This window comes from Amycolatopsis sp. NPDC045836 (assembly GCF_056431745.1).
This window is the reverse complement of the sequence record NZ_JBWKKF010000017.1, coordinates 117,209-140,128: the sequence shown is the minus strand read 5'-3', so window position 1 is coordinate 140,128 and position 22,920 is coordinate 117,209. Positions and strand designations below refer to the sequence as shown.

The 22,920-nt window shown below is 71.8% G+C and carries 22 protein-coding genes; 14 read left to right on the top strand and 8 right to left on the bottom strand.

From position 1 onward, the window contains the following. Positions 1-90 precede the first annotated feature (90 nt). Positions 91-909, top strand: a complete 819-nt coding sequence (locus AC07EG_RS29720) for an LLM class F420-dependent oxidoreductase (protein WP_478256511.1) — start codon at positions 91-93, stop codon at positions 907-909. Here AC07EG_RS29720 and AC07EG_RS29715 read toward each other — a convergent pair. Then, positions 894-1,460, bottom strand: coding sequence for an HD domain-containing protein (locus AC07EG_RS29715; RefSeq protein ID WP_478256510.1), 567 nt, complete (start codon positions 1,458-1,460; stop codon positions 894-896). The genes AC07EG_RS29720 and AC07EG_RS29715 overlap by 16 nt on opposite strands. A gap of 103 nt (positions 1,461-1,563) precedes the next feature. On the opposite strand from AC07EG_RS29715, the gene fbaA reads away from it, so the two are divergent. Next, positions 1,564-2,595, top strand: coding sequence for a class II fructose-bisphosphate aldolase (gene fbaA, locus AC07EG_RS29710; RefSeq protein WP_478256509.1), 1,032 nt, complete (start codon positions 1,564-1,566; stop codon positions 2,593-2,595). A 50-nt stretch (positions 2,596-2,645) separates the two neighbouring features. On the opposite strand, the gene AC07EG_RS29705 is transcribed toward fbaA, so the two are convergent. Further along, the gene (locus AC07EG_RS29705) at positions 2,646-3,860 is read right to left on the bottom strand and encodes a hypothetical protein (RefSeq protein WP_478256508.1); all 1,215 of its coding nucleotides are present in this window, start codon (positions 3,858-3,860) and stop codon (positions 2,646-2,648) included. A gap of 112 nt (positions 3,861-3,972) precedes the next feature. Here AC07EG_RS29705 and AC07EG_RS29700 point away from each other — a divergent pair, with 112 nt between their 5' ends. Beyond that, a complete protein-coding gene (locus tag AC07EG_RS29700; protein WP_478256507.1) occupies positions 3,973-4,383 on the top strand; it encodes a DUF3151 domain-containing protein in 411 nt (136 codons plus the stop codon). A 371-nt stretch (positions 4,384-4,754) separates the two neighbouring features. Here AC07EG_RS29700 and AC07EG_RS29695 read toward each other — a convergent pair whose 3' ends face one another. Further along, positions 4,755-5,918: an alpha/beta fold hydrolase gene (locus AC07EG_RS29695; RefSeq protein ID WP_478256543.1), complete on the bottom strand. Its 1,164-nt coding sequence runs from the start codon at positions 5,916-5,918 to the stop codon at positions 4,755-4,757. 133 nt (positions 5,919-6,051) lie between these two features. Here AC07EG_RS29695 and AC07EG_RS29690 point away from each other — a divergent pair, with 133 nt between their 5' ends. Continuing rightward, complete coding sequence (locus AC07EG_RS29690) at positions 6,052-6,693, top strand: TetR/AcrR family transcriptional regulator (RefSeq protein ID WP_478256506.1); 642 nt, start codon at positions 6,052-6,054, stop codon at positions 6,691-6,693. Here the strand turns inward: AC07EG_RS29690 and AC07EG_RS29685 are convergent. Both AC07EG_RS29685 and AC07EG_RS29680 read right to left on the bottom strand, forming a co-directional pair. Beyond that, positions 6,690-7,322, bottom strand: a complete 633-nt coding sequence (locus tag AC07EG_RS29685; protein WP_478256505.1) for an HNH endonuclease family protein — start codon at positions 7,320-7,322, stop codon at positions 6,690-6,692. The two genes, AC07EG_RS29690 and AC07EG_RS29685, sit on opposite strands and share 4 nt — an antisense overlap. A gap of 101 nt (positions 7,323-7,423) precedes the next feature. Continuing rightward, on the bottom strand, positions 7,424-8,107 hold the full coding sequence (locus AC07EG_RS29680; protein ID WP_478256504.1) for a hypothetical protein: 684 nt from the start codon (positions 8,105-8,107) through the stop codon (positions 7,424-7,426). 55 nt (positions 8,108-8,162) lie between these two features. On the opposite strand from AC07EG_RS29680, the gene AC07EG_RS29675 reads away from it, so the two are divergent. Together AC07EG_RS29675 and AC07EG_RS29670 are read left to right on the top strand one after the other, a co-directional pair. Further along, positions 8,163-9,449: an adenylosuccinate synthase gene (locus AC07EG_RS29675; protein ID WP_478256503.1), complete on the top strand. Its 1,287-nt coding sequence runs from the start codon at positions 8,163-8,165 to the stop codon at positions 9,447-9,449. 43 nt (positions 9,450-9,492) lie between these two features. Continuing rightward, positions 9,493-10,428 (top strand): TIGR03564 family F420-dependent LLM class oxidoreductase, encoded by a 936-nt coding sequence (locus tag AC07EG_RS29670; RefSeq protein WP_478256502.1) that lies wholly within the window; start codon positions 9,493-9,495, stop codon positions 10,426-10,428. A 4-nt stretch (positions 10,429-10,432) separates the two neighbouring features. Here the strand turns inward: AC07EG_RS29670 and AC07EG_RS29665 are convergent, their stop codons facing one another. Then, complete coding sequence (locus AC07EG_RS29665) at positions 10,433-10,672, bottom strand: hypothetical protein (protein ID WP_478256501.1); 240 nt, start codon at positions 10,670-10,672, stop codon at positions 10,433-10,435. 146 nt (positions 10,673-10,818) lie between these two features. Here AC07EG_RS29665 and AC07EG_RS29660 point away from each other — a divergent pair, with 146 nt between their 5' ends. Next, positions 10,819-11,994 (top strand): MFS transporter, encoded by a 1,176-nt coding sequence (locus tag AC07EG_RS29660; RefSeq protein WP_478256500.1) that lies wholly within the window; start codon positions 10,819-10,821, stop codon positions 11,992-11,994. Here the strand turns inward: AC07EG_RS29660 and AC07EG_RS29655 are convergent. Next, positions 11,987-13,090: a glycerophosphodiester phosphodiesterase gene (locus tag AC07EG_RS29655; RefSeq protein ID WP_478256499.1), complete on the bottom strand. Its 1,104-nt coding sequence runs from the start codon at positions 13,088-13,090 to the stop codon at positions 11,987-11,989. The genes AC07EG_RS29660 and AC07EG_RS29655 overlap by 8 nt on opposite strands. A gap of 168 nt (positions 13,091-13,258) precedes the next feature. Here AC07EG_RS29655 and AC07EG_RS29650 point away from each other — a divergent pair, with 168 nt between their 5' ends. The 7 genes from AC07EG_RS29650 (at position 13,259) to AC07EG_RS29620 (ending at position 21,104) form a co-directional block, all read left to right on the top strand. Next, a complete protein-coding gene (locus tag AC07EG_RS29650; protein WP_478256542.1) occupies positions 13,259-15,262 on the top strand; it encodes a TRAP transporter permease in 2,004 nt (667 codons plus the stop codon). 8 nt (positions 15,263-15,270) lie between these two features. Further along, the gene (locus AC07EG_RS29645; protein WP_478256498.1) at positions 15,271-16,257 is read left to right on the top strand and encodes a TAXI family TRAP transporter solute-binding subunit; all 987 of its coding nucleotides are present in this window, start codon (positions 15,271-15,273) and stop codon (positions 16,255-16,257) included. A 69-nt stretch (positions 16,258-16,326) separates the two neighbouring features. Continuing rightward, the gene (gene purD, locus AC07EG_RS29640) at positions 16,327-17,589 is read left to right on the top strand and encodes a phosphoribosylamine--glycine ligase (RefSeq protein WP_478256497.1); all 1,263 of its coding nucleotides are present in this window, start codon (positions 16,327-16,329) and stop codon (positions 17,587-17,589) included. A 97-nt stretch (positions 17,590-17,686) separates the two neighbouring features. Continuing rightward, positions 17,687-18,103, top strand: coding sequence for a type VII secretion target (locus AC07EG_RS29635; RefSeq protein ID WP_478256496.1), 417 nt, complete (start codon positions 17,687-17,689; stop codon positions 18,101-18,103). Continuing rightward, a complete protein-coding gene (locus AC07EG_RS29630; RefSeq protein WP_478256495.1) occupies positions 18,087-18,671 on the top strand; it encodes a DUF3558 domain-containing protein in 585 nt (194 codons plus the stop codon). The genes AC07EG_RS29635 and AC07EG_RS29630 overlap by 17 nt, the downstream gene beginning before the upstream one ends. A 10-nt stretch (positions 18,672-18,681) precedes the next feature. Next, positions 18,682-20,316, top strand: a complete 1,635-nt coding sequence (locus AC07EG_RS29625) for a hypothetical protein (RefSeq protein WP_478256494.1) — start codon at positions 18,682-18,684, stop codon at positions 20,314-20,316. Positions 20,317-20,330: 14 nt separating this feature from the next. Further along, the gene (locus AC07EG_RS29620; RefSeq protein ID WP_478256493.1) at positions 20,331-21,104 is read left to right on the top strand and encodes an ESX secretion-associated protein EspG; all 774 of its coding nucleotides are present in this window, start codon (positions 20,331-20,333) and stop codon (positions 21,102-21,104) included. Here AC07EG_RS29620 and AC07EG_RS29615 read toward each other — a convergent pair. Further along, positions 21,101-22,912, bottom strand: a complete 1,812-nt coding sequence (locus AC07EG_RS29615) for a serine/threonine-protein kinase (protein WP_478256492.1) — start codon at positions 22,910-22,912, stop codon at positions 21,101-21,103. The two genes, AC07EG_RS29620 and AC07EG_RS29615, sit on opposite strands and share 4 nt — an antisense overlap. Positions 22,913-22,920 lie beyond the last annotated feature (8 nt).

Below are 22,920 nucleotides of genomic sequence, written 5' to 3'. Positions count from 1 at the left end.
CCGGGACCGTACCTCAACTTACTGCCAGTAGGCTACTCATCGGTAGCAACGGCGTGGAATGAACCTGTCACCGTCCGGGTTGGCACCGGCATGGCATTCGAACTCGGCAAGATCGGCGTCTGGCGGCCGCTTTGGGACACCACCCCGGAGCTGGCCGCCAAGGCGGAGGAACTGGGCTACGGGACGTGGTGGATCGGTGGTTCGCCGCCCGCCGACCTGGAGATCGTCGACCAGCTGCTGGCCGCCACCGACTCGATGGTGGTGGCCACCAGCATCGTGAACATGTGGTCCGCGGACGCCACCGAGGTGGCCCGCTCCTACCAGCGGATCGAGCAGCGCTTCCCGGGCCGGTTCCTGCTCGGCGTCGGCATCGGGCACCCGGAAGCCACGGAGGTCTACCAGAAGCCGTACGACAAGATCGTCGAGTACCTCGACCAGCTCGACGCCGGTGACGTGCCGGTCGAAGCGCGGGCGCTGGCCGCCCTCGGCCCCAAGGTGCTCAAGCTCGCCGCCGAGCGGACGCTGGGCGCGCTGCCCTACCTGACCACCCCGGAGCACACCCGGCAGGCCCGCGAGCTGATCGGGGACAAGCTGCTGGTCGCCGAGCACAAGGTGGTGCTGGACACCGACGACGCCCGTGGCCGCGCCACCGGCCGCGCGATGGTCAAGTTCTACCTCGGGCTGCGCAACTACACGAGCAACCTGAAGCGGCTCGGCTTCACCGACGAGGACGTGGCGGGTGAGGGCAGCGACCGGCTGGTCGACGCGCTCGCGTTGCACGGCGACGCCGACCACCTCCTCGCCGGGCTCAGGGCGCACTTCGACGCCGGTGCCGACCACGTGGCCATCCAGGCGCTCGGCGACGACCCGCTGCCCGCGCTGAAGGCGCTGGCTCAGCTCGCCAAGTAGGCGTAGTTCTCCTGCCACTCGGCGAAGCGGTCCCGGAAGTACGGGAGCCGGTCGGCGAGTGGCAGGAAGAACCGCACGGTCTCGGCGTAGTAGGCGGCCTGCTTGGCCGGGCGCGGATGGGTGTGCAGCCGCTGGACGTTGCTGTAGCGGTCGGCGAGCTTGATCGCCAGCACCTCCTCCGGCGCGGTGACGAACCGGCTCAGGTAGCTCTCGCGCGAACCGGACTTCGTCACCCAGTCGACCAGTTCGGCGACCTGCGGGCCGAACTCGGCACGCACCTCGCCCAGGCTGCACGGCGTGTCCTCGACCACGTCGTGCAGCAGGGCCGCGGTCAGCACGGCCTCGTCGCGGACCCCGGCGTCGACGGCGATCTCCAGCGCTTCGAGCAGGTGCCACGGATACGGCTCGCCCGCCGGGCGCTTCTGGTCGCCGTGGTGCGCGGCGGCGAATTCGTACGCCCTTCCCAGCAGCTGGACCGATTCCGCGGGCAGCACCTCACCCAGCGCCACCGCCGCTGACGCCCAGTCGCGCCAGGACCCGAAAACCCGCATCGCAGACCCCCTTTTCGCCTGATCAGGCTAGCCGGTGGGAGCTTCGCCCGGCCCTCGTAAGATGCGCGTTGAACGGCGAACCCTGCTTCGAGGAGGACCAACGATGCCCATCGCCACCCCCGAGGTCTACGCGGAAATGCTGGACCGGGCCAAGGCGAACGAGTTCGCTTATCCCGCCATCAACGTGACCTCTTCGGAAACCCTGAACGCCGCCATCCGCGGTTTCGCCGAGGCCGAGAGCGACGGGATCATCCAGTTCTCCACCGGTGGCTCGGAGTTCGCGTCGGGGCAGAAGGTCAAGGACATGGTGGTCGGCGCGACCGCGCTGGCCGAGTTCGCGCACGTGGTGGCCGAGAAGTACTCGATCAACGTGGCCCTGCACACCGACCACTGCCCGAAGGACAAGCTGGACGGCTTCGTCCGGCCGCTGATCGACGTCTCCGCCGAGCGGGTCAAGCGCGGTGAGAACCCGCTGTTCCAGTCCCACATGTGGGACGGCTCGGCGATCGACCTGGACGAGAACCTGGAGATCGCCGCGGAGCTGCTGGCCAAGACCGCCGCCGCGAAGATCATCCTCGAGGTGGAGATCGGCGTGGTCGGCGGTGAGGAGGACGGGGTCGCCAACGACATCAACGACAAGCTGTACACCGCCGACGGCGACTTCGTGAAGACCATCGACGCGCTCGGCGCCGGGGAGAAGGGCCGCTACCTGCTGGCCGCCACCTTCGGCAACGTGCACGGCGTGTACAAGCCGGGCAACGTCAAGCTGCGCCCGGAGGTGCTCAAGAACGGCCAGGCGGTGGCCGCCGAGAAGCTCGGTCTGCCCGCCGGGTCGAAGCCGTTCGAGCTGGTGTTCCACGGTGGCTCGGGTTCGCTGCTGGAGGAGATCCACGAGGCGCTGTCGTACGGCGTGGTGAAGATGAACGTCGACACCGACACCCAGTACGCCTTCTCGCGGCCGATCGCGGACCACTTCTTCAAGAACTACGACGGCGTGCTGAAGATCGACGGCGAGGTGGGCAACAAGAAGGTCTACGACCCGCGCAGCTACCTCAAGGTCGCCGAGGGCGCCATGGCCGCCCGCGTGGTGGAGGCGGCGGAGTCGCTGAAGTCGGCGGGGCAGCGGCTGAAGTAAGGACGCGAAAAGCGGAGGTGGTCCCCTGCCGGGGCCGCCTCCGCTTTTTGTCAGACCACCGCGTCCGGAACGGCGTCGGCGGGTTTGCGCACGGTGTTCAGCCGCTGCGCGAGCGGGCCGCCCAGCGCCCACAGGACCGCGACGCCGGCCAGCACCAGCGGCATGGTCAGGTACTCCACCGGCGGCGCCGACTCGGTCACCGCGTCGCCGAGCAGCCAGGGGCGCACCTGCGACTGGAGCCACAGCGCGCCGTAGCCGAAGGCGGTCACCAGCAGGCCGCCGACCCCGGCGGTGAGCAGCCGGTGCCCCCGCCCGATGCGGTAGGCCAGGTCCACCGCCAGCCCGACGAAGACCAGGTAGAACGGCACGGTCGAGGTGGGGAACCCGGCGCCGAGCAGCAGCGGCCAGATCAGCGCGCGGTAGGCCACGTAGGCCACCGCCACCGTGGTCGCGGTCCACGGCTTGCGCAGCGTGTGCCGCGCCACCGCCAGGATCAGCGCCATCACGCCGACGCCCCAGACCGGGTACACCCAGTCCTCGATCGGCAGCGCGAAGTGGATCACCGCGGCCCGGTCCACCGGGCGGCCGATCTGCTCGGCGGCGAACTCCAGCAGGGTCGGCTCGGCGTAGGGCTCACCGCGCTCCCAGGAGCGCAGTTCCAGGATGCCGTACTCCTGCTGGCCGTTCGGGAAGAAGGTGTTCTCCAGGAAGAAGAACCACAGCCCGGTCAGCACCAGCGAGCGCGTCCGCCCCGGCGGCGAGGTCTTCAGCCAGCCGTCGATGGCGCCGGCCAGCATGATCCCGGTGCCGATGTAGAGCAGCAGGTGCGAAGGGCTCCACGCGGTCAGGTCGAGGCCGTTGACCCGGTGGTTCAGCACGTCCAGCGGCCCGGCGATGAGGAACACCACGGTCCCGGCCTGCATCAGCCGCAGCGAGCGCCGGTCGCAGCCGAGCCCGGTGTAGCTGTGGATGGCCACCAGCACCACCACGATGCCGGTGCCGACGGTGTTGATCAGGTGCGGCGGGGCCAGGTCGTCGCGCAGCCACATGAAGTGCCACGACATGTCCCACGACGAGCCGATCAGCTTGAACGCGAACGCGAGCAGCCACATGCCGTAGGCGAAGTTCAGCGCCCACGGCGCGGTCGGCTGCCCCGGCGCGCCGCGCTTCCAGTACAGCCGGAAGAACAGCTTCGTCTTCGCGATCGGACTCTTCGGGATGACGTCGGGTTCGGCGACCCCAGACGCACTTACTGCCTTCGTCACAAGGTCATCATCCCTGGTCAAGGTCACGGTCGATAGAGCGGCCGGGTAAACCCGGCCGAAACCAGGGTTCACCCGTAGGGGTCACCGGCCCGGCGGCGAGCAGAATGGCCGCATGACGCACAACCTGCTGGGTCCCGACCCGACCGAACTGCCCGAGCGCACGGCCGCGCAGGCCGCGCTCGACGCCGGAACCGATCCCGCCGAGGTCGCCGCCGAGCACCCGGACTTCAGCGAAGCCTGGGCCGCGCTGGCGGAGAAGGCGTTCGAGAACGGCGAGACCGTCGCCGCCTACGCCTACGCGCGCACCGGCTACCACCGCGGCCTCGACCAGCTCCGCCGCGCCGGCTGGAAGGGTTTCGGCCCGGTGCCGTGGGCGCACCGGCCGAACCAGGGCTTCCTGCGGGCGCTGGCGGTGCTCGGCAAGGCGGCGCAGCGCATCGGCGAGACGGAGGAGTACGAGCGGTGCCGGACGTTCCTGGCTGATTCCGATCCGGCGGCGGCGGAGGCTACGGGACTGGTTTGAGTTCGGCGATCCGCCCCGGTTTTTCCTTGTGACTACGGCGAAGACCCCGATGTCAAGGCGGGAAAGATGCCTTGACATCGGGGTCTTCGCCGTGTTTTGGCGGTGGACCGGGGCGGGGTGGGGGGTCTGGGCGGCTGCTCCTGTTCGGGTGTTCGGCTGCGCGTTGGGTGGGTGTGGGGTAGCTGCGCTTGTTGCGTTTCCGGCCGCGCGTTGGGGGCCTGGGTGACTGTTCCTGTTTGTGCTCCTGGCTGCGCGTTGGGTGGTGGGGTTTGGGCGGCTGTCTCTGTTGGGGTGCCCGGCCGCGGGTTGGGTGGTGGGGTGTGGGGGTTGCGTTTGTTCGGGTGTCCGGCCGCGCGTTGGGTGCGGTGCGTTTAGAACCAGCCGCAGTTGGCGGGGGCTGGTTTGCCAGCGAAGCGGCCTTCCAGCCAGAGGAACATTTCTGGGAAGGCTCGTACGGCACCGCCGACGTGCGTCGGGACCAAGGAGCTGCTGAACTGGACCTTCGCGCCCTGGCCGCACCAGTCGCGGGCCATTTCGCGACCCTGCGCGTACGGCACGATGTCGTCGAGGGTGCTGTGCACCACCAGCATCGGCACGGCGGGCTTCCGGTCCCCGATGCGCTGTTCGGCCAGCCTCGACGCGTATGGCTCCTCGTCCAGGTAGTCCGCCAGCGGCCTGCCGTCCTTGGTCAGCGTCGTGGACCTGGTGAAGGCGTGCGCCGCGATCGCTTCGATGGTGCACTGCGTGGCGACCTCGTCGAGCAGCCGGTTGCCCTTGTCGTTGAGCACCCCGCGGATGTTCAGCTCCGGGTAGGCTGCGTCCATGCTGAGCAGCGCGTACCCGAGGAAGCCCGCCGCGTAGGCACCGTCGAGGTTCTTCGCCACGGCCGCCAGGTCCGCCGGGACCGCACCCGCGTAGGCGCCCTTGACCTCCAGCTCCGGCGCGTACGACGGCTGCAACTCGGCCGCCGCCGCGGAAGCGCCGCCGCCCTGTGAGTAGCCGGCGATGGCGACCGGACCGGCGTCGGGCAGGTTGGCGGCGTCGAGCCGCTGTGCCGCCCGGATCGCATCCAGCACGGTGTGCGCCTGCGACTCGCGGTTGGCGTAGGTGTGCGTGCCCGGCGTGCCGAGGCCCTCGTAGTCGGTGACCACCACGCCGTAACCCCGGGCCAGCAGTCCCGCGATGAACGGGCCCTCGTACTCCATGCCCGCGGCCATCGCCTTCGATGGCGCGCAGTCGTCGCCGACGCCCTGGGTGCCCGCCGCGTAGCTGATGATCGGCCGGTCCCCGCCACCGCTCCACGCCTGGTGCGGGGTGAGCACGGTGCCGGTGACCGCGATCGGCTCGCCGTGCGTGTCGCGGCTGCGGTACATGATGCGCTGGACCTTCGCCGGTGCCTTGACGAGCTTCACCGGGTCGATGAAGAACTCGGCCGGTTCGTGCTTGATGATGTCGCCGTTGTCGCCGGCGGGCAGCGGGGACGGCGGGTCGTAGAACGACTCCGCGCTCGCCGGTGCCGCGGCGAAGGTGACCAGGCCGGTGAGCGTGAGGGCGGACAGGACCGTGGCGAACGCACGGCTGGGTGATCGGCGCAAGGTGGCTCCCCGTTGAGCTGCGCGGGTTTTCCGACGACTGTGTCGGAAATATGTTCGGGGTGAGGTGGCGCACATGTCAAGGCGGGTGGGCAGGCCGCGCAAGCTGCCGGTCGGCGAGCAGCGTGCGCTGATCCTCGGCGCGGCCAGGAAGGTGTTCGCCGAGAGCGGTCCGCAGGCGGCGACCGTGGAGCAGATCGCGGCCGAGGCCGGGGTGACCCGCCAGGCCGTCTACGAGACCTACGGCGGCAAGAAGGAGCTCTTCGCCGAGACCGTGCGGGCCACCGAGGAACTGGTGCACGCCGAGGTCGGCAGGCCCGCGCTGGACACCTCGGAGCCGAAGCTGCGGGTGTGGGCGCGGGCGAACTACGCCGCCATGTTCGCCTTCGTCGCCGACCACCCCGACGCGCTACCGCTGCTGCAGCAGGCCGAACGCGCCGGTGACCCGGCGCTGAACCGCGTGCGGGCCCGGCTCGCCACGAGCTACGCCGAGGCGAGCCGGGCCCGGTGGGCCGCGCAGGGGGTCGAGTCCGGCCGGACCGACAAGGCGCTGGTGGCCATGTACTTCGCGATGACCGAAGCGCTGGTCGGGCTGCGCTGGGACGACGATTCGGCGCCCGACCCCGAGGCGCTGATCGACCTGCTCACCGAATTCACCGTCGGCGGTGTCCTGCGGTTGCAGGGGCACGCCCCGGAGATCATCGCCAGGTTGCGTTAGCAGCGATCGAGCATGTCCGACAGGGCCGCCTTCTCGGCGTCGTTGACGGTCAGCTCCCACTTGTGCTTCACGCCGATCCACATGCGCGCGTAGGTGCACCAGTAGCCGGTCGACGGCGGCTTCCAGGCCTCCGGCGACTTGTCGCCCTTCTCCTGGTTGACGTTGTCGGTGACGGCGATCAGCTGCGGCGCGTCGAGGTCGTTGGCGTACCGCTCCCGCTCGGCGTCGGTCCAGTCGGCGGCGCCGGTGCGCCAGGCGGCGGCCAGCGGCACCACGTGGTCGATGTCCACATCGGACGCGTCGGTCCAGGTGGCGTCGTCGTAGGGGCTGAACCAGCTGCCGCCGGTGGCCGCGCAGTCGGTACCGGTCTCCACGTCGGTGCCGTCGCGCTCGAGCACCACCTCGCGGGTGTTGCAGCTGTCGCCCTGGTCGCTCCAGTGCGGGAACTTGTCGCGGTCGTACCCGTCCTGGGAACCGTCGGGTGCCACGGTCAGCTCGCCCAGCTGGGTCTGCGCGGTGCCCGCGCTCGGGATGTTCGGCGGCTCGGCGGCGGCGACCCCGGGCAACCCCGCGACGAGCAGGGCGGAGATTCCGAGCGCGGCCAGTGCGGTGCGGCGGTGCAGGCTCACCTTGTTGCCTCTCGATCAGCTGTTGGGAACTTTCTGACCTTGACTGACAAGGGTGAAGCTAGCAACGCCCCCGGGTGAACAGTAGGCACTTTCGTCTGGCGTCAGGCCAGCCCGCGCACCAGCCGCAGGTCCTCGGTGTGCCGGTACCAGGTCCAGCGCTTCATCTCGCGCGGGTACGGCACGCCGTCGGAGACCGGGACCGCCGGGATGCAGCCGAGCTGGAAGGCCCGGCCGTAGTAGGTGACCGGCCGCCGGAACAGCAGGCCCCTGGTCACCCGCACGACCAGCCCGGCCCCGCCCTCGGTGTCCGGGGTGACCACGATCGACCGCGCGCGGCCCCGCAGGGCGACCTGGTCGTCGCAGTAACCGACGCCCTGGACCGGGCCGATCTCCCCGCGGCCGATCAGCACCCCACCCGCGTCGTCGCGGATCAGCGGCACCGGGTCGACGTCCCCGCGCACGGCCAGCCGCAACGCGGCCGCCGGCTCCGCCGGCAGCCCCCAGACCGCGGCCACCTCCGACTCACCGCCGAGCGGCACGAAGCCGACCGTGGTGGCGGTCAGCCGCTCCTTCCGCAGCAGCCGCAACACGACCGCGGCCAGGTCGGCGTCGGTCCCGGCGACCACCAGGTGCTCGGCCCCCGGCAGCAGCGGGTCCACCTCGGCCTTGCCCGGCCGGGCGGGCAGCCGGTGGGCGGTCAGCCCCTCGATGGCTGGGAAATCCGGCGCGCCGGGCCCGCAAACCAGCACCACTCCACGCACGCCCGAGTCCTCCGTTACAGTCATGCACCGGCATTTACCAGCGCCAAGTCCTTGTCGCCGAAACATCCTGGAGTGTCACATGCCGGCCATCGTGCTCATCGGTGCCCAATGGGGCGACGAAGGCAAAGGGAAGGCCACCGACCTGCTCGGCGACCGCGTGCAGTGGGTCGTCCGGTACCAGGGTGGCAACAACGCCGGGCACACCGTGGTGCTCCCGGACGGGCAGGACTTCGCGCTCCACCTCATCCCGTCCGGCATCCTCACCCCCGGCGTGACCAACGTCATCGGCAACGGCGTGGTGGTCGACCCCGGGGTGCTGCTCGACGAGCTGGCCGGGCTCGAAGCCCGCGGGGTGGACACCTCGCGGCTGCTCCTCTCCGCCGACGCGCATTTGATCATGCCCTACCACGTGGCCATCGATAAGGTCACCGAGCGCTACCTCGGCGCCAAGAAGATCGGCACCACCGGGCGCGGCATCGGGCCGTGCTACCAGGACAAGATCGCCCGCGTCGGCGTCCGCGTGCAGGACCTGCTCGACGAGAAGATCCTGCGCCAGAAGGTGGAAGCGGCACTGGAGTTCAAGAACCAGGTGCTGGTGAAGGTCTACAACCGCAAGGCGCTGGAGCCGGAGCAGGTGGCCGACGAGGTGCTCTCGGCCGGGGAGAAGTTCGCCCACCGCATCGCCGACACCCGCCTGGAGCTGAACAAGGCGCTGGAGCGCGGCGAGACCGTGCTGCTGGAGGGGTCGCAGGGCACCCTGCTCGACGTCGACCACGGCACCTACCCGTTCGTCACCTCGTCCAACCCGACCTCCGGCGGTGCCAGCGCCGGGTCCGGCATCGGGCCGGGCCGGATCACCACGGTGCTCGGCATCCTCAAGGCGTACACCACGCGCGTGGGCTCCGGGCCGTTCCCGACCGAGCTGCACGACGAGGCGGGCGAGAACCTGCGCAAGGCGGGTGGCGAGTTCGGCGTGACCACCGGGCGGTCCCGCCGCACCGGCTGGTTCGACGCGGTGATCGCCCGGTACGCGGTGCGCGTCAACGGCATCACCGACTACTTCCTGACCAAGCTGGACGTGCTCTCCGGGCTGGAGAAGGTGCCGGTGTGCGTGGGCTACGAGGTCGACGGCGTGCGCACCGACGACATGCCGATGACGCAGACCGACGTGCACCACGCGGTGCCGGTCTACGAAGAGCTGCCCGGCTGGTGGGAGGACCTGTCGGACTGCCGCACCTTCGAGGACCTGCCCGCCAACGCGCGGGCGTACGTGGAGCGGCTGGAGGAGCTGTCCGGGGCGCGGATGTCGGCGATCGGCGTCGGCCCCGGCCGCGAGCAGACCATCGTGCGGCACCGGTTCCTCTGAGCCCGCCGGGAATCCCGGCCGGTTCGCGCGGGTTGGGCCGGTCATGAGACTGGGAACCGCCATCGCCCCGGCCGCCGGTGCGGTCAACGCCGTGGACGACGTGGTCGGCCAGGCCCGCCGCGCGGCGGCGGCCGGGGTGCGCTCGGCCTGGTTCGGCCAGTTGTTCAGCTACGACTCGATCACGCTGGCCACCGTGGTCGGCCGGGCGGTGCCGGAGCTTTCGGTCGGGGTGTCCGTGGTGCCGATCGCCGGTCGGCACCCGCTGCTGGTCGCGTCGCAGGCGCAGACCGCGCAGGCGGCCACCGGCGGGCGCTTCACCCTGGGCCTGGGGCTGGGCGCGCCGGAGTTCGCCGAGCCGGTCTACGGCCTCCCGCACGACCGGCCGATCGCGCGGCTGCGGGAGTTCCTGACCGTGGTGCGCTCGGTGTTCGACACCGGTACCGCTTCGTTCGACGGGGACCTCTTCACCGCGAAGCCGCCGATGCCGGCCAAGGTGGCGGGTGCGGAACCGGTGCCGGTGGTGGTCGCCGCGATGGGGCCGCAGGCGCTGCGCGTCACCGGCGAACTGGCCGACGGCACGCTGCCGCTGCTGGCCGGGCCCCGGGCGCTGGCGGAGCACATCGTGCCGTCGATCACCGCGGCCGCCGAGGCGGCCGGACGCCCGGCGCCGCGGATCATCGCCGCCCTGCCCGGCGTGGTCACCGACGACCTGGAGACCGCGCGGGAGCGGTTCGCCACGCAGACCGCCTTCTACGACTCGATCCCCTCCTACCAGCGGATCGTGGCCCTGAGCGGGGCGTCGAAGGCGGCGGAGCTGGCGGTGGCGGGCGACGAGGAGCTGGTGGCCGCGGAGATCCGGCGCTACTTCGACGCCGGGGCCACGGAGGTGGTGCTCACCCAGTCCGATCTGGTGGGCACCACGGACCAGCTGCGGACGTGGCGGCTGCTGGGAGAGCTGACCCGGGGGCTGCCGGGCTGAGCGCTCAGCCGTGGATCGAGTGGATCCACAGCTCCCAGTACTCCGGCTGCAGGTGGATGTGCCGGTAGACGCACCAGGCGGCGAGGTCGCCGCTGCGGTACCCGTCGGCCGCGGCCTCGCACCACTCGGCCTTGCCGTAGGTGCCCATCAGGATCGGGTCGTCGGCCGCGGCCACGCCGGGCAGGGTGAGGGCCATGGCTCCGGCGACCACGCCGGCGGCGGCGATCTTGCGCAACGCGTTCATGGTCCGGATTCTGCGGCTGCCCGGTCAAATGGCCCAGACCATTCAGGCGGTGGTGAAGCCGGTCGGCGTTCCGCTGGCCGGAACGGGGTCTTCGCGGGGCGGGGTCGGCCACCCATGATGGACGCCCCCAACGGTGGAGGTGCGGCGTGAAACCTTCGGCGGTTCTGCCCCTGTGCTGGGCTGCGGTCCTGCTCGACGGCTTCGACCTGGTGGTGCTCGGCACGGTCATCCCGGTGCTGCTGGAGGACCGGGTGTGGGGGTTCACGCCGGGCACCGGGTCGGCGGTGTCCACCGCGGGGCTGCTCGGGATGATGCTCGGCGCGCTGGCCATCGGCACGGTCACCGACACCATCGGCCGCCGCCGGGCGCTGATCGCGGCGGTGGCCGGGTTCTCGTTCTTCACGCTGCTGTGCGCGTTCGCGCCGTCGGCGTTCGTGTTCGGGGTGCTGCGGTTCCTCGCCGGGCTCGGGCTGGGCGGCTGCCTGCCGACGGCGATCACGCTGGTCACCGAGTTCTCGAAGGGCCGGGTCGGCAGCGCGGCCACCACGATCATGACCGGGTACCACGTCGGCGCCGTGCTCACCGCCCTGCTCGGCATCGTGGTGCTGCCCGCGGCGGGGTGGCGCTGGATGTTCGTCATCGGCGCGGCCCCCGCGCTGGTGCTGGTGCCGCTGATGATCAAGTACCTGCCCGAGTCCGAGGTGTTCGAGAAGGCCGAGAAGGTGGGCGCCAAGGCCGTCGGCGGCTTGTTCAAGGGCGGTTTCCTGCGTGCGACGCTGGCGTTCTGGGCCGCGTCCTTCATGGGGCTGCTGCTCGTCTACGGGCTGAACACCTGGTTGCCGCAGATCATGCGGGTGGCCGGGTACGAACTCGGTGCGGCGCTGGCCCTGCTGCTCACGCTCAACGTCGGCGCGATCGTCGGGCTGGTGGTGGCCGGGCGGGTCGCGGACCGCGCCGGGGTGCGGCCGTCGACCATCGCCTGGTTCGCGGCGGGGGCGGTGTTCCTCGCGTTGCTGAGCGTCCGGTTGCCGACCGCCGGGTTGTACGCCGCGGTGTTCCTCGCCGGGTGCTTCGTGTTCAGCGCGCAGGTGCTGGTCTACGCCTACGTCGGGCGGACCTATCCGGCGGGCGGGCGGGCCACCGGGCTGGGCTGGGCCGCCGGGATCGGGCGGCTGGGCGCGATCACCGGGCCGCTGCTGGGTGGCGCGCTGCTCTCGGCCGGGATCGCCTACCCGTGGGGGTTCTACGTGTTCGCCGGGGTCGGCGCCCTGGGCGCCCTCGCCGTGCTGGCCGTGGGCGCCCGGACGCTCTCCCTCACCTAGCGGCTTCCAGCGCGGTGTCCGGGTGGTCGGCGAACACACCGTCCACGCCGGCCTCGAAGAACGCTTCGAACTCACCGAACGCGTTGCCCCACGCGGCCGGGTCGGCCGAGGAACGCAGGTTCAGCGGCAGGAAGTTGTTCTCGTCGCGGAAGGTGTACGGCACCACCGGCAGCCCGGCTTCGTGCGCGTCCGAGACCAGCGAGGTCGGCGAGCCGAGGTTGCCCGCCGCGTCCCGGCCGATCACCTGGTTCTTCTCCGGCCCGAGCGAATCGGCGTAACCGGCGATCTCCTTCAGCCCGGCCGGGGTGACCAGGTCGGCGTAGGTGCGCGGGTCGCCGCTCTCGACGAAGTCGGCGGGCGCGCCGGTGGCCGAGGTCAGCTGCACCAGCCGGACCTTCAGCTGCTTGTTCAGCTCCCTGAGGTTGCCCACCTCGAACGACTGCACGATCACCGGTGCGTTCTTGCGGTTGAGCCCGTTGCGCTTGATCAGCTCCACCAGCTTCGGCTCGGTCGGGTTGCCGATCTTGCGGAAGTAGGTGGAGTGCTTGACCTCCGGGTAGGTGCCCAGTTCCCGGCGCAGCTCACGCCCGAGCTCGCGGGTCAGGTCCAGCACCTCCTGGTAGGTGGCGATCTGGAACCGGCCGTCGTAGATCCGGTTGTTCGGCCGCAGGTCCGGGATGCGCTCCTTGGCCCGCAGCGTCTTCAGCTCGGCCAGGGTGAAGTCCTCGGTGAACCAGCCGGTGTAGCTGGTGCCGTCGATCACCTTGGTGGTCTTGCGGTTCGCGAACTCGGGGTGGTCGGCGACGTTCGTGGTGCCGCCGATCTCGTTCTCGTGCCGGGCCACCAGCTGCCCGTCCCTGGTCGGCACCAGGTCGACGTCGACCCAGTCCACGCCCTGGCGGTAGGCCAGTTCGTAGGAGGCCAGCGTGTGCTCCGGCCGGTATCCCGGCGCCCCGCGGTGTCCGACGATCACCGGCTCATCGTGCCCCTTGCCGTACCCCGGGCGCGATCCGCCCGGCTGCGCCACGGCCGGAGCCGCCAGGCCGAGCACGGCGAGCCCGCTCAGCGCGAGCACGGCGAGTCTCTTGCGCACCATCTTCGTCCTCCTCGTGTGTGGGTCGGCGCTACCTTCACCGCCCCGGAAGTCCGGCCGGTTGCATACGGGTTAACGCGAGCTGGATCAACCCTTCAACTGTGAGCTGGGACACCGTAGCGTGCAGGCAGCGTGGTGGCGTGCGAGCGGAGTGTGCCCTTGACCGAGACGATGAAGCCGGGGAAATCGCCGGACGCGGCGGAAGTGGTCGCTGTGCAAGACGAGGAACGACCGGCGCGGCAGCTCTCGCGGCGGCCGGACCTGTTCGTCGGCGTGGTCTGCTTCGCCGTCTCGCTGCTGGTGCTCAAGCAGGTGTTCTTCCCGTTCGCCCAGGGCGTGCAGTACTACCTGGTGATCTTCCTCGGCTGCACGCTGCCCGCGGTGTTCCTCTGCTACCGCCCGCGGTCGCGGGAGGACCAGGCGGCGGCCGACGACCCCGGGGTGCTCGACTGGGTGCTGGCGGTGGCCGCCCTGCTCACCGGCCTCTACCCGGTGCTGCCGGTCCCCGGCGGCGGCTTCGACGACTTCCTCGACCGCCAGGGCACCTTGTCCACGATGGACATCGTGGCCGGGGCGCTGCTCCTGCTGCTGGTGCTGGAGGCCACCCGGCGGACCACCGGGCTGGTGCTGCCGCTGGTCTGCGTGGCCTTCCTCGCCTACGCCTACTACGGCGGGTTCCTGCCGCAGAACTGGGGCGTCGCGCACGCGGGCATCGACTTCGGCCAGATCGTCAACGCGCTGTACAACGACGCGAGCGGCTTCTACGGCACGCCGCTGGACGTGGCCGCCAGCTACATCGTGCTGTTCACCATCTACGGCGCGGTGCTCAACGCCTCCGGCGCCGGGAAGTTCTTCGTCGAGTTCAGCTTCGCCCTGTTCAAGCGGTCGCGCACGGCACCGGGCCGCACCACCGTCCTTTCCGGATTCCTGCTCGGCACGGTCTCCGGCTCCGGCACCGCGACCGCGGTCAGCCTCGGCTCGATCACCTGGCCGATCCTGCGCAAAGCCGGGTACCCCAAGGAGAACGCGGGCGGCTTGCTGGCCGCGTCGGGCATCGGCGCGATCCTGTCGCCGCCGACGCTGGGGGCCGCGGCCTTCATCATCGCCGAGTACCTGCAGACCGAGTACCTGACCGTGCTGGTCTGGGCGATCGTGCCGACGCTGCTCTACTACCTCGGCATCGTGCTCGCGGTCGAAGCCGACGCCCGCCGCTTCGGCGCCGAGGCCGTCGAGGTGGCCCACGGCCGGGCCGGGAAACTGCTGCTGCGCGGTGGTTACCACTTCCTCTCGCTGGCCGTCATCGTGGTCTTCCTGGCGCTGGACATCCCGCCGTTCGCCGCGGTCGTCTACGCGACCGGGGTGGCCGCCTTGTTCGCGCTGGTGGCCGGGCTGACCCGCGGGGAGGCGGTCGGGGACTGGGTGAAGGACATGGCCGGCGCGCTGGCGCTCGGCGTGCGGGGGGCGCTGCCGGTGATCGCGGTGTGCGCGGCGGCCGGGATCATCACCTCGACCATCACGAAGACCGGCCTCGGCCAGGTGCTCGCGGACGCGCTGGTCCAGGCGGCGCGGGCGATCTCGAGCAACGCGACGGCGGTGCTGGTGCTGACGGTGTTCTTCGCCGCGATCGCCGTCGGTGTGCTCGGGCTGGCGGTGCCGGTGACCGCGTCGTTCATCATCGCCTGGGTGGTGCTCGGCCCGGCGCTGGCCGACGTCGGGGTCGCGGACGCCGAACGCGCGATGTTCATCTTCTACTACGCGGTGCTGTCCGAGGTGACCCCGCCGACGGCGCTGGCGGCGGTGGCCGCCGCCGCGATCACCGGTGGTTCGGTCCTCGGCACCATGTGGCAGGCGTGGAAGTACACGCTGCCCGCCTTCCTGGTGCCGATCGCCTTCGTGCTCACCGACAACGGCTCGGCGTTGCTGCTGCGGGCCGGTTTCGGCACCGTGCTCTGGGTGGCCGCGGTGTCCGCGCTGGCGGTGGCCGTGCTCGCGGTGGTCACCGGCGGCTGGGCGGGCGGCCCGGTCCGCTGGCCGGTGCGGGCGCTGTGCGTGCCCGCCGCGGTCTGCCTGCTCTACCTCGAACCGATCCCCATCGCCGTCGGTGCCGGGCTGTGCCTGGTGGCCGCGGTCGTCCACGTCCTCTGGCGCGAGAAACCCGTTCGCGAAGCCGGTTAAGGAGAATCATGCGTACGAAGCTGCTGCTGGCAGGCGCGCTGGCCGTCGTGCTCTCGGCGACCGCGTGCGGGGGCAAGCAGTCCCCCGAACCCGCGCAGGGCCAGGGCGGGCAGACCGCCTGCGAGGCGGCCGACGGCCGGATCACCATCGCCACCGGCAATGTCGGCGGTGTCTACTACGTGATGGGTGGCGGCATCGCGCAGCTGCTCAGCAACAACACCAAGCTCAAGGCGACCGCCGCGGAGACCGGGGCCTCGGTGCAGAACATCCAGCAGCTCACCGCCCGCGAGTACGACCTGGCGTTCACCCTGGCCGACACCGCCGCCGACGCGGTCACCGGCAAGGGGGCCTTCGACGGCAAACCGCAGCAGATCAAGGCGCTGTCGCGGATCTACCCGAACTCGACGCAGGTCGTGGTGCGGGCCGACGCGGGCATCAACTCGGTCGAGGACATGCGCGGCAAGCGGATCTCCACCGGCTCGCCGAAGTCGGGCACCGAGGTGATCGCGAACCGCCTGCTCACCGCCGCCGGGCTGAACCCGGACGCGGACATCCAGGCGCAGCGGCTGGCGCTGGGCAAGTCGGTGGAGGGCATGAAGGGCGGCACGATCGACGGCCTGGTGTGGTCCGGCGGCCTGCCGACCCCGGAGATCACCGACCTGACCACGTCGATGGGCGCCGGGGTCAAGTTCGTCGACATCACGCCGCTGCTGCCGAAGCTGAAGCAGCTCAACCCGGTGTACGAGGCGGGCACCATTCCGGCGGCGACCTACCAGCTGCCCGCGGACGTGCCGACCATCGTGGTGCCGAACCTGCTGGTGGTCCGCGACGACTTCCCCACCCCGGACGCCTGCGCGGTGACCAAGCTGATCTTCGACCGCAAGGCGGAACTGGAGCAGGTGCACCCGGCGGCGAAGCAGATCGTGGAGGAGCACGCCGGGCACACCGACCCGGTCCCGCTGCACCCCGGGGCGAAGCAGGCGCTCGGCGGCTGACGGGCGTCAAGCCGCCGCGCGGGTGACCGACGTGCGGCGGCGCACACCGCCCGGGATACCCTGACCCCCGTGCGTGTCCTGGTAATCGGGTCCGGTGCCCGTGAGCATGCCCTTGTCCTGGCCGTGTCGCAGGATCCGGCGGTGACCGCGATCGCCTGCGCCCCGGGCAACGCGGGCATCGCCGCGCTGGCCGAACCGCTCGCCGTCGACGTCTCCGACGCCGCCGCGGTGGCCGAGCTGGCCACCCGCTGGAAGGCGGACCTGGTGGTGATCGGCCCCGAGGTACCGCTGGTGGCCGGAGCCGCCGACGCGGTCCGCAAGGCCGGTGTGCCGTGCTTCGGCCCGTCCGCCGCCGCCGCCCGCATCGAGGGGTCGAAGTCCTTCGCCAAGGACGTGATGAACGCCGCCGGGGTGCCGACGGCGCACAGCGAGTGCGTGGACAACCCCGCGCACCTCGACGCCGCGCTCCGCCGGTTCGGCCCGACCTGGGTGGTCAAGGACGACGGCCTGGCCGCGGGCAAGGGCGTGGTGGTCACCAGCGACCTCGACCGCGCCCGCAAGCACGCGATGACCCTGCTCGACGGCGGCCACCCGGTGCTGCTGGAGTCGTTCCTGGACGGTCCGGAGCTGTCGCTGTTCTGCCTGGTCGACGGCCGGACCGTGGTGCCGCTGCTGCCCGCGCAGGACTTCAAGCGCGTCGGCGACGGCGACGCCGGCCCGAACACCGGCGGCATGGGCGCCTACGCCCCGCTGCCCTGGGCCCCGCCCGGCCTGGTCGAGGAGGTCGTGCGGGTCGCCGTGCAGCCGGTGGTCGACGAACTGGCCGGCCGCGGGACCCCGTTCTCCGGCCTGCTCTACGCCGGGCTCGCGCTGACCTCGTCCGGTCCGCAGGTGATCGAGTTCAACTGCCGCTTCGGCGACCCGGAGACCCAGGCGGTGCTGGCCCTGCTGCACACCCCGCTGGCCGGGCTGCTGCACGCGGTGGCCACCGGCGAGCTGGCCGGGCACCCGCCGCTGGACTGGGAGCCGGGCGCCGCGGTCACCGTGGTGATCGCCGCCGACGGCTATCCCGGTGTCCCGCGTTCGGGTGACGTGATCACCGGTGCCGAGGCCGACGGCGTGCTGCACGGCGGCACCCGCCGCCGCGACGACGGTGCCGTGGTCGCGCACGGCGGCCGGGTGCTGTCCGTGGTCGGCACCGGCGCCGACCTCGCCGCCGCGCGCCAGGAGGTCTACGCCAGGGTGGAGAAGGTGCACCTGCCCGGTTCGCACCACCGCACCGACATCGCGTTGCGCGCGGTGAACGGCGAAATCTCGGTTCCGTCGAACTGAGCGGAACCGCCCCGCCCCTTCCCGCGTCCAAGAGCGGTCCGCGGTCGGCCGTGCGTTGGTAGCCTGCCAGCACAGGCGAGGAGTAGGTGGGGTGCAGATGTCAGAGAACCAGCCGCCGGTGACCGGTGCGGTCTACCGCCAGTCCTCGTCGGGCTTGCCGTCCGCCGTGCCGTCGGTGCCGGGGGTGAAGGACCTCCAGGTCCAGCCCGGCCAGGTGGACGCGGTGGCCAAGATCATCCACGACCAGGCCGAGCAGCTGGAGCAGCGGCTCGCGCAGCGCCTCGGCCAGCTGTGGATCGATCCGCCGTCCGAGGACATCGTCAGCAAGCACGCCATCGAGGCGTGGAACGAGGTCGTGGTGGCGGGCGACCAGTCGTACGAGAAGCAGGTCCGCGCCTACGTCGAGGGCCTGCGCACGCTGTCGGACCAGCTCCGCACGGCCGCCCAGACCTACCAGGGCAACGAGGACGCGACCGTGGGCGCCCTCGAGGACCGGCGTGTCCACCCGGCTTAGGCCGGTGGTCTGCCTGGCCGCCGGGCTGGTCACCGTGGCGGGCTGCGGGCCGGAGCCGGCACCGGCGCCCGCGCCGCCCACCTCCGCCGCGCCCGCCCTGCCCGCGCGCCCGGCCGAACTGCGGCTGGACGGGGTCGACCCGTGCACCCTGTTCACCGAGCCGCAGCTGGACGAGCTGAAGATCACCGAGCAGCCCGAGCCATTGCCAGCGGACAACCAGCGCGAAGGCCCGACCTGCTCGCTGCCGGTGGCCAAGGGCGAACCGCACTACACCTACTACGTCGAGGCGATCACCGGGGCCGACGTCGAGGCCTGGCTCTCCGGTGACCGCCGCAAGAGCAGCAAGCACACCGAGCCGGGTGAAGTGGAGCGCTTCCCGGCGCTGACGCACCACGGCCGTGGTGCGTCCCCCAGCGACTGCGAGACGCTGGTCGGCGTGGCCACCGGCCAGACCCTGCGGGTGCAGCTCTACCCGGTCACCAGGGGCGCGTTCGACCAGCGGCAACTGTGCGACATGGCCAGGCAGGCGGCGACGCTGGCGGTCCGGACCTTGGCATCCAGGGGTTAGGGGAGAAATCGTGGACATTGCGGCGATGGTGGAGCGCATCCGCGGCCACCGGTTCGACGGGTACAGCCCCAACGGCATCGCGGACGAGATCGACAAGTTCCGCTCGGGCGCCGGGGTCGGCGCCATCGGCGAGGCGGTCGACGCGATGAAGGCCGTGGCGAAGGAGCTGGCCGAGACCGACAGGACGCTGCGCGAGGAACTGGCGAAGCTCGGCGTGGCGTGGACCAGCGGAGCCGGTGGCCGGGCCAGCGCGGTGCTGGTCGAGCAGGCCGGGTTCTCCAGCGAGGCCGGTGACAAGGTGACCGCCTCCGCGGAGTTGATCTTCGCCCAGGGCGAGGCGTTCACCCGCACCCTGCACAAGCTGCCCGAGTCGAGCGCGATCCGCGCCGGTTCGGGCGGGTACTCGCTCGGTGACGGGCTGATGAGCCTGATCGGCTACGAAACCGACCACGCGAAGGCGGTCAAGGCCTCCCGCGAGGCGAAGGACCAGGCCGTCGGCGTGCTGAACGACTACGCCAAGGCCAGCGGCGACAACCTGTCCTGGACCGAGGCGCTGGACGCGCCGGAGGCGCTCAACCTGGCCGGGGCGCCGGGCGGGCCGAACCCGCTGGACGTCGGCACGCAGGCGGCCAACGTGCACGCCGGTGGGTCGCCGATCGACGACTGCCCGCCGGCGAGCGGGGGCAAGGGCTCGATGCCGACCACCAAGTCCGGTGCCGTGTTCGACCCGCCGACCCCGCCGATGGGCATTCCGGCACCCCAGGGCGGCAGCCGTCCCGGGGTGTCTGTTCCGGATTCGTCCACCGCGCCGAGCTCGGCCACCCCGCCCGCCGCGGCGCCCCACCCGGTGGCGCCCGGCCCGGTGGTGCCGGGCGGCCGGCTGCCGCAGCAACCCCAGCAACCGCACCAGCCCGGTCAACCCGGTCTGCCCGGTCAGCCCGGCCCGGGGCATCCCGGGGTGCCGAACGCACCGGGCGTGCTCGGCCAGACCCCGCCCGGTGGCAAGCCGTTCCCGAGCACGGGCATCGGCACACCGGTGTCACCCGGCACGCCCGGTTCACCGGGTTCTCCCGGATCACCCGGCGGGATCGCGGGCAAGCTCGGCGGCCTCACCGGTGGTGGTGGCGGCGGGGCCGAGAACCTGCTCGGCAAGGGCGGCGCCCCCGGCGGTGGCGACGGCCCGCTGAGCAAGGGCAAGGTCTTCGGCTCCGGGCCGCAGGCACCCGGCCAGCTGCCCACCGGCGGCGGGTTCACCGCGGTGCCGAAGCCGGGTGGTGTCGGCGACCTGGCTTCCGGCGCGGCGGCGCTCGGTGCCGGTGCGGTCGGCGGTGCGCTGGCCGGTGGGGACGGCGACCGGCGCGGCCGCGGGGTCGGCCGGGGTGGTTCCGCCGGGGCGTTCCCGCGGTCCGGCCAGGTGCCGATGGGCGACCTGCCGGAGGAGGAGGCGCGGGCGCTGCGCCGGTCCGGGCCGGGCGGCGAGTCCGAGCAGCGCCGCGGTTTCCTGGAGCGGGCCGCCACGCAGGACGGTGAGCACGACGCGGAGCACGTGCGCAAGTTCGGCATCGACGACAAGGACCTGTTCACCGACCAGCGGATGGTGGCGCCCGACGTGATCGGCCGCGACGACGCCGGCGGCGCACGCTGAGGAGTAGCGAAGACGTGGGTTCGCCCAACGGCAGCCTGGTGCTGTCCGCGCTGGAATTCGACATGCTCTGGGAAGCGCAGGGACTGCCCGAACGGCATGTCGCGCTCGACGTCCCGACGCCGGGCCACACCCACGCCGAACGGGCGGCGCTGGTCGAGCGGGCCTGGCGCACGCTCGCCGAGCGCGGCCTGGCCCGCGGCCGCCGGGCCGACGGGCAGCTGCTCGACCTGCTGAACCTGTTCGCCCGGCCGAAGCTGAGCATCGACGTCTGGGTGTGGGCGGAACGGGAGATCCACGGGCTCGCGGTGAGCGCGGGCAACGAGGCGCTGCTCGGCGTGGTCGACGGCGACGAGGTGTGGCTCATCCCGGTCAGGGACAGCGCGCTGGCCGAGTCCGCCGTGTCGGTCATCGGTGAGCTGCAACCGGGCGTCGGCCGTTCGGTCAGCCTGCCGCACGACGTGCTCGTCGAGGCCGACGCCGACGCCCGCGGTGACGCCAAAGCCCTGGTCACGGCGCTGGAAGACCGTGGTGTGCCGTTGTGGCAGTGCCAGGAGCTGGCCGGCATGCTGATCGGCACGCTGGCGCGCGGGCAGTTCGGCGTGGAGCGGCAGGGCCGGGACGGGCAGCTGCGCCGGGCGTCACGCGTGGTCGCCTTCCACGACACCGACGCCGGTCGCTACCTGTTCCAGCTGGCGCGCAACACCGACAACCGCGACTGGGCCACCGTCGCCCCAGCCGACAACCACCTGCTGGCGCAGCGCATCTGGGAACTGGTCGAAGAGGTCTAGGGCTTCGGCAGCTTCGGGAGGACGGTCTTCGCCGCGTCCTCGGCCATCGCGCAGGCGTTGCCGCCGGTCGCCGAGTAGTAGGTCAGCCGCACGTCCTCGCTTTCGCGCTCGCTGACCGGCCGGTGCGACCAGGTGATCGCGCACAGCGCCTCGGTCGCCTTGCGCCGGGCGGGAGTTCCGCCGAGGTCGAGCTCCTCGCCCTCGGTGTCCGGGTAACCCCGGCTGAAGGTGATCGAAAGCGTGTCCCGCGCGGCCCATTCGCAGCGGCGCAAGCCCAGCGGTGCCGGTTTCACCGCCGCGCCGAGGAGCCGCTGCGCCGTCGCGTCGTCGACCACGGTGCACGGGTCGACGTTGAGCAGGGTGCCCGGCACCGCCTCGCGGTCCACCGCCGGGGTCTTGAGCTGTTCGAGCGCCTCGCGCAGGGCCTCTTCGGCGACCGCGCACGCGTTGTCGCCCCAGGTCGAGTTGTAGATCATCACGCTGGATTCCGGCCGCGACGGCAGCCGGACCATCGCTTCGCAGCCGCCGCTGATGTCGTTGAGCAGCACACCCTGTCCGTCGATCACCGTGGGCGAGGTGCGGATGCCGTTGTTCTCCAGCGCGTCCCCGAGCACCAGGTCGAAGCTGACGTCGCCGGTGTCGGTGTACTTGCAGCGGTGGGTGTACGAGTTGTACCCGTCGTCCGGGGTGTACTCGCTGTCGAGCACCTTGCACGGGTCCGCGCGCAGCAGGCGTTCCGGCTTCAACGCGTCCTCGATGGACATCGCGGCCGGGGGATCCCGCCGGTCCTTCCCGGCCTTCGCCAGCTGGTAGACGGTCACCAGACCGGCCACCAGCAGCACCGTGAGCACCGAGGCGGCGGTCGCCCAGATCCACCGGCGCGACTTCTTCGGCTTCGCGGGCGGGCGGTACGGCGGCAGCGGCAGGGCCAGCACCCCCCGCACTTCGTGGTCCTGCTGCCGGATGCGGGCGTGCACGGTTTCCGGCCACGGGGTGGTGCCGGGCGGCACGTGCCCGAGGAAGTCGAGCAGCTGCGCCGGGGTCGGGCGGCGCGCCGGGTCCTTCGCCAGGCACGGCTCGGCGATCCGCCGGACCTCCGGGGGCACGTCACCGAAGTCCGGCTGGGTGTGGACCACGTTGTACAGCGTCTGCGCGGTGGTCGCCCCGGTGAACGGCCCGCGTCCGGTGGCGGCCATCACCAGCAGCGCGCCGAGGGAGAACACGTCGCTGGCCGGGGTGATCGGCGCGGTCCCGGCCTGCTCGGGTGACATGAACGCGGGTGAGCCGATGATCGCGCCGGTGCCGGTCAGCTCGTGCCCGTCCCCGGCCGCCCTGGCGATGCCGAAGTCGATCACCCTCGGGCCGTCGTCGGTGAGCAGCACGTTGCTGGGCTTGAGATCGCGGTGGACCAGTCCCGCGCGGTGGATGTCCAGCAGCGCCGCGGCCAGTCCGGTGGCCAGGTGCCGGACCGAGGCCACGGGCAGCGGCCCGGCCGCGTCCACCGCCTCCCGCAACGACGGCCCGACGACAAAAACCGAAGCGAGCCAAGGGATTTCGGCTTCCGGATCGGCGTCGACCACGGCCGCGGTGTAGGCACCGGAGACCAGCCGGGAGGTGGCCACCTCCCGGCGGAACCGTTCGCGGAACCCGGGGTCGTGCGCGAACTGGGCGTGCACCTGCTTGACCGCGACCAGCCTGCCGTCCGGGGCCACGCCGAGCAGCACCCGGCCCATGCCGCCCGCGCCGAGCGCGGCGACCAGGCGGTGGTGACCGAGCTGACGGGGTTCGTCCGGGGACAACGGCTGCACGGCGCGAC